At 40.6% G+C, this 6,686-nt stretch carries 6 protein-coding genes; 2 read left to right on the top strand and 4 right to left on the bottom strand.

The annotated features are described in order from the left end of the window. Positions 1-102: 102 nt before the first annotated feature. From R3X26_RS09825 to manD, 3 genes are read right to left on the bottom strand one after another with little or no spacing between them, the layout of a single operon-like run. Complete coding sequence (locus tag R3X26_RS09825; protein ID WP_317717124.1) at positions 103-1,866, bottom strand: sodium:solute symporter family transporter; 1,764 nt, start codon at positions 1,864-1,866, stop codon at positions 103-105. A gap of 14 nt (positions 1,867-1,880) precedes the next feature. Beyond that, entirely contained in the window at positions 1,881-3,014 is a 1,134-nt protein-coding gene (locus tag R3X26_RS09820) for a Gfo/Idh/MocA family oxidoreductase (RefSeq protein ID WP_317717123.1), read from the bottom strand. A gap of 48 nt (positions 3,015-3,062) precedes the next feature. Next, the gene (gene manD / locus R3X26_RS09815; RefSeq protein ID WP_317717122.1) at positions 3,063-4,280 is read right to left on the bottom strand and encodes a D-mannonate dehydratase ManD; all 1,218 of its coding nucleotides are present in this window, start codon (positions 4,278-4,280) and stop codon (positions 3,063-3,065) included. Between the two features lie 253 nt (positions 4,281-4,533). Here manD and R3X26_RS09810 point away from each other — a divergent pair, with 253 nt between their 5' ends. Further along, complete coding sequence (locus R3X26_RS09810) at positions 4,534-5,154, top strand: SGNH/GDSL hydrolase family protein (protein ID WP_317717128.1); 621 nt, start codon at positions 4,534-4,536, stop codon at positions 5,152-5,154. A 268-nt stretch (positions 5,155-5,422) separates the two neighbouring features. Further along, on the top strand, positions 5,423-5,683 hold the full coding sequence (locus tag R3X26_RS09805) for a YrhK family protein (protein ID WP_317717121.1): 261 nt from the start codon (positions 5,423-5,425) through the stop codon (positions 5,681-5,683). 102 nt (positions 5,684-5,785) lie between these two features. On the opposite strand, the gene R3X26_RS09800 is transcribed toward R3X26_RS09805, so the two are convergent. Next, positions 5,786-6,676, bottom strand: a complete 891-nt coding sequence (locus tag R3X26_RS09800) for a LysR family transcriptional regulator (RefSeq protein WP_317717120.1) — start codon at positions 6,674-6,676, stop codon at positions 5,786-5,788. Between the last annotated feature and the right edge of the window lie 10 nt (positions 6,677-6,686).

Raw genomic sequence — 6,686 nt, 5'->3', positions numbered from 1 at the left:
GAGCATCCTTGCTCTTCTTTTCCTAACGCCATTGATACTATTTCACTTTATTCATTTTCATTAGTATGAATGAATCAATATCAACAAATTATCAGCTGCGCTCTAAATGGCTTTTTGCACGTTTACTGTTTGGCTAACTTTAGCGTTTCTTTTTAGCAACCAACCAATAAACACTATTGTCCCCGCGCAAAGTGCAAACGTCACCCGCCCCCAAATTGGGTTTGGAATTAATACCATTAAGAATAGGCCTGCCCCCATACATAGCACCATAGAACCCAGTTTCTCGCGCTGCTCTAAATCATAGGTATCTTGTTGTTCATCGGCAATAATTGGCGTTTCAACATCTTTGAAAAATTTATCCGTTTCGACGCGGTGTTTATCAGCACTTTCTCGGTAGAAGAAAGTGGTTGAACAGAAGAAGCCCGCAGTAAAGAATAGATGCGCAGCAATAGTCCACATTACACGCGTTTCGCTAAACTCACGACGAGTCAACTCCTCGATACCAAACCAAGAAGCAACAATATCCGCCGTTACCACATTAGTTACCATCCAAGTCACCCCTGCACCGACAATAACGGTAGCCCAAGGTGCCCATTGAGGAGTACGTTTTACTAACAATCCAAAAAACAATGGCACAAGCAATGGAACTTGAATCATGGTAGACACTGACATCATAAGCTCAAATAAACTAAGCTCTTTCAATGAATTGAAAAACAAAGCAACCACGATAACTAATGTACCACTCAGTAAACTCACAAACTTACCCACTTTGAGCATTTCTTTATCGGTCGCTAAGCCTTTCTTGATGATTGGTAGGTAAATACTTTTAACGAAAATACCAGAGTTACGATTAAGTGCTGAATCCATAGAAGACATCGTTGCAGCAAATAAACCTGCTAACAAAAGACCCACCGTACCGACTGGCATAGCATTTCGCGCAAACACCAAATACACAGCATCAGCGGCTTTACGACCTAATTCAGGATAAGCGGACGCCGCATCTGGGTACAAAATAGCCGAAGCCCACGGTGGAATAAACCACACAAAACTACCGACTCCCATCAAGACCATGGCAAACAAAGCAGCTTTACGTGCGTGGTCGGTATCTCGAGCATTCAAAAAGCGATAAGAATCCTGCAAGTTATTGATACTTTGCAGCTGTTTCACCAAGAAGAACACAAATGAACAGACTAAAAGCAAGCTGTAATTCATGTCTGGTCCCATGATAAAATCGCTTGGGAATTGAGTGACCAAATTAGTTGGGCCACCAACCATCACCAAAGCAACAATCGCACAGGCAACAGACACAACTGCTACCACTAACGTTTGTACAAAATCGGAGGCAACCACACCCCACGCGCCAGAAATAACAGAAACTAAAATAACCGCTAAGCCTGTGATCACAATAGTTAACGTAATATCGGCGTTAAATACCGCACTGGCAAACACACCCAATGCATTCAACCATACACCCGCACCAATAAAGCTAAAAATAATCAGTGCCCAAGAGAAAAACTGTTCATTTTCAGAACCAAAACGACGACGAACACCTTCTGTTGGGGTATCTACCCGCATCTGACGAAAACGATGCGAGAAATAGACATAACCACAAAAATAAGCAAAAGTATTGGCTAAAAAAACTAACGCAACAGCAAAGCCATCGTTAAACGCCTTACCAGCTGCTCCTGTAAAAGTCCAAGCAGAAAACTGAGTCATAAACGCGGTAGCACCTACCATCCACCACAACATACGACCGCCGCCACGAAAATAATCACTAGTGGAACGGTTTGCCATTTTTTTAAATACGACACTAACTCCAACAATCAAAGAGAAATAGCCGGCAATAACTAGATATTCATAAAACATAAGTTTGTCCTATTTTATTTGCTGACGTCGATCCAACGGTCATTTTGTCGAATAACATCAATCAAGACTTGATATTCAGCGCCTTGCTCGAAGGTTTGATAAATTTCAACATTTTCACCTTGCACATCTTTAACTAATAATCCGGCTAAGTGCGTCCAACTTCGCAAAGTATCGTCTTTAATAGCGGGCAAACTGGCACTAATATCTTGTGGTAACTCTATTTCACGCCAAGATTCTTCATCTTGTTGAGAGAAATAAAATAACGGACCACTTCCATAATGCCCTTTAATATAAATAGACCCTTTAGAACCATGAAAAACGATATGATCATCGTTAAAGTTTGGCACTAAACCGCCATGTTTAAACAATACGGAAACAGGACGCTCTGCTGGAACTCGACTTTCTAACTGGGCCAGTACAGTATAAGACCATTCAACATCGGCTTGTTTCCACTGCAAGTTAGGATCATTAATATCTTTAGGAATGAAGTTACGACGTTGCGTAAAATTGTGTACTCCATCAACAACGGGTGCTTTTGGCATATCATTTCTAACTTCACCGTTAATAGCTAAAATATTTTCACCCACAACAGACGTCACAATAGACAATAAATGAGTGAAATTATTATTTAGACGACCACCACCAGCATCGACACTATGTGACCAACCAAATGGAATGTTGGGATCTAAATTAAAGTGAGACATGCACTCAACTTCTCGTGGTTCACCTATCATCCCTGCGTCAACTAAACGTTTGGCATGGATAATTTCTGGCATGTATCGGAAACTAGCAGCAAAAGCAGTTTTTACCCCTTTCTCTTTGGCCAATCGATTCAGTTCCAATGCTTTCTCGCCACTTTCACACAACGGTTTATCACAGAAAACATGACAACCGAATTCAATGGCCTGAGTAATCGCTTCCACATGCGCGCCACCTGGTGTAGCAATAGAAACGATATCAGGACGACACGCTTTCAACGCCGCAAGCCAATCTGTACCGGCATAAGGAATATTCAACTCTTTAGCTACGTCATGCACCACTGATTCAGTTCGGCCAACGATCCCCACTACTTCAGCATTATGGTATCGAAAGGCTTCTGCGTGACCTTGACCAGCGAATCCTGTTCCATAAACTAAAACTTTTACCATGGTATTTTTCTCCTACTATTTTAAATTCGTTAATTCAAAGCTACTCGATTACCAATGCCACAACGTGCCGTCTTCTAAGCGACTAACTGGAAGATAGGAACGTTTATACGGATATTTTTTCGCTTCTGTTTCATCAAATTCGACACCAAGACCCGGTTTATCACTGACATAAATCATGCCATTTTCTAAGCGCATTTCGTGTTTAAATATCTGTTGCGATTTTTCATTACCAAAGCCGACAAACTCTTGGATGCCAAAGTTAGGAGTTGAGATATTGAGATGCATATGTGCAGCAAAACAGATGGGTGATAAATCAGGTGCGCCATGAGGTGCAGTACGAACATTATAAATCGAAGCAAAATCAGCAATACGTCGCATAGCAGTAATGCCACCCGCATGAGTAGCGGCCGCTCGAATATAATCAATCAGTTGATTTTGAAGTAAATCTTTACAATCCCAGATGGTATTGTAAGTTTCCCCTAAGGCTAATGGCGTCGTTGTATGCTGACGAATTAATTGATAATTCTGTTGATTTTCAGCGATACTTGCGTCTTCTAAAAATAAAAGATTATACGGTTCGAGTATTTTACCTAAACGAGCTGATTCTATTGGCGTTAAACGGCTATGTACATCATGACAAAGCTCTATCGAATCACCAAAGCGTTCACGTGCTTTGGCCATTAACTCAGGAACAAGCTGAAAATATTTAGTGGTAGACCACTCTTGTTCAGGAGGAAGTGGACGCTCTCCTTGCAACTCAAAGTAATCTTTTTTATCGCCAAGAATGCCATACGTTTCACTCAAGCCCGGAATAGCGGTTTGTAAACGTACCGCTTTAAAGCCCTGTTCAATATATTCAGCTACCTTGTCTAGCGTATCTTCAATATTATCACCATTGGCATGCGCATATAGCGTTACCGCTTTTCGGCTTTTACCACCCAATAACTGATACAACGGCATACCTGCCACTTTGCCTTTAATATCCCAAAGCGCCATATCAACTGCTGCAATCGCGGCCATGTTAATCGGCCCACGTCGCCAATAAACACCACGATATAAGTACTGCCAAATATCTTCAATATTGTGTGCGTCACGTCCAATAATACAAGGAGCAACGTGTTCTTCTAAATAGGTCGCGACCGCTAGCTCTCTGCCATTTACTGTGGCATCACCTACACCGTAAACACCAGATTCAGTTGTAATTTTAACGGTCACAAAGTTGCGACCCGGATTGGTTACAAACACCTGTAAATCTGTAATCTTCATTCTTACCTCTATGGCTTAACGCAAGCTATTCATTAGTGGTTTTCTAGGCTAATTATGTACCAAATTTAAAGTAAATCGTTCTAGTAAACCGTTTTACCAAGAAATACTAAACCCATTAGGTAAGATGTCAAGATCGTAAATTGGATCGACTTAACAAAAAGAATAAGTTATGAAAAAAGCTAAGACATCCCCCTCTACTTCTGCTTATTTATCGTATAATCACGCTAACATTAAACAACTGGATGCTTATGTAATGAAAACTATTTTATGCTTTGGGGACTCAAACACTTGGGGCTACTCACCTGATTTACCACGCCGGTACAACAGCACAGAAAGATGGACAATGCTTCTACAAGACAAATTAGCCACTGAATATCGAATAATTGAAGAAGGGCTGAATAGTCGAACCACCGTATTTGAAGACCCTTTTGAACCGGGTAAAAAAGGGCTCGATTATCTTTTGCCATGTTTGCAAAGCCATCACCCCGATTTAGTTGTGATCATGCTTGGCACTAATGATCTAAAATCACGTTTTAATCTTAGTGCGAGCGATATATCAAAAGGTGCTGCTAGATTGGTACAAGTCGTTCAAAGCTTTCATCACGACTTCATACCTAAGCCTCCAGAAGTTTTACTTGTCTCACCGGCGCACGTTTTTGAAGTCACCCCGGCCAAAGAAGGCTTCACCCATGCGGAAGCGAAATCGAAGGAATTTGCTCATTACTATAAACTTCGAGCGGAAGAGTTAGGATGCCATTTCATCGATGCAGCGGAATTTGTTCAACCATGTGCCAAAGAAGGTCTCCATTGGCAGCAAGATCAACATAGTAAATTTGCTGAAGCATTAGCTCAGAAAATTCCAACGATATTATAACCCCGCATTTTCTAGTTTTACCCAAGCATTTTCAAGTCGTGTATCATAAGATCGCTACATGATTACACGACTTTGATGCCACCTAGGCTTTGCTGGTAATCATTGAGAATAAAACGACACTCTTTGGCAAAATCACATATAGAATCAACATACCAACAGACTCATATCAGTAAGCAACATTAAACCTGAGTATTTTCATTGACAAAATAGTAGGTTACTTGATAAGTCTGTCTGATTAGTTGAAAAATTATAACAATAGGAGAATATTGTGGCTCAAGGGTTTGAATTGGATGTAGACATCGGTAACCAACACATAGTAATTCAACGTCGATATGAGGCTTTAGGCGCACTAAATGACTTATTGATTGCTATTTGGTTTTTAATTGGCAGTTTTTTCTTTTTAAATGAATCACTAATTGAAAGTGGCACCTGGTTATTTATAGTAGGAAGTGCTCAGTTAATCATTAAACCATTAATCAAACTCACCAGCTTGATCCATGTTGGTCGTGTTTCTCAAAAGTCAGCATAACGAATAGACGACTTTTCTAGTGCTGCCCTGGCTCTACTGTGCTTGCTTGACACTATGTTTACTTAGAAACTATGCTTACTTAGAAACGATGCATTAAAAGCGCTAGGTGCAACTCATGATCTCTTTTAACAGCCATTGGATACTATCTTGGCTGTCATATAACTGATGAGTAAACATACTCAATGACAGCGGTGGAATGTCCCGCGGTAACTCAACAATTCTAATAGGCAACATCTGTTGTAATTCAAGCGCAATCTTCAAAGGCACACACATCAAACTGCGAGTTTGTGCTGCCACCATTCCACCAACCGCAAAACTTTGCACGATCATGGTTATCTGACGCGACTGATGCTGTTGATGTAACCACCGATCAATAGGGTCGGCACCAGAATTAATCAAAGGCAGATGTATTTGGGGGGTCTCTACAAAGGATTTTAGCGTTAACTTATCCGCTATATTGACGTTGTTAGCCACAATTCCCACATAACTATCGGTTAACCAATGGTATCGATTGTAATAGCGGGGCATAAGCTGAAGTTCATCAACGGCAAGAATAACATCAATGTGGCCTTGCTCTACACGTTCCATTTGCATATTTTCTGTCAAAATATCTATCGCAATCCGCACATTAGGAGCAGATGACTCGAATCTTTTGGCCAACTTAGGTAACGCATAAAATTCAAAGTAATCAATCGCGCCAATATAAAATGTTTTGGCATCCACCATAGGATTAAATGGTTTTACTTTATCGAACGCCATATCAATAGCATTCAATCCTTTTTGTATATCTGGCAAAAGCGCTTTAACTAAAGGGGTAGGCTCCATACCTGTTCTGGTTTTAATAAACAGTGGATTATCAAAACGATCACGCAGTTTAGCAAGCACATGACTTGCAGCAGATTGACTGATAAAAAGTTTTTTAGCTGCTTGGGATAAATTTCTTTCCTTTTCCAACACAACTAAAAGACGAAGCTGACTGATATCCATGTCCATAGGTTATCGA

Origin of the sequence: Vibrio sp. TH_r3 (genome assembly GCF_033101115.1) — a bacterium.
In the GTDB taxonomy this organism is placed as follows: Bacteria; Pseudomonadota; Gammaproteobacteria; order Enterobacterales; family Vibrionaceae; genus Vibrio.
This window is presented reverse-complemented; position numbering and strand designations above follow the sequence as displayed.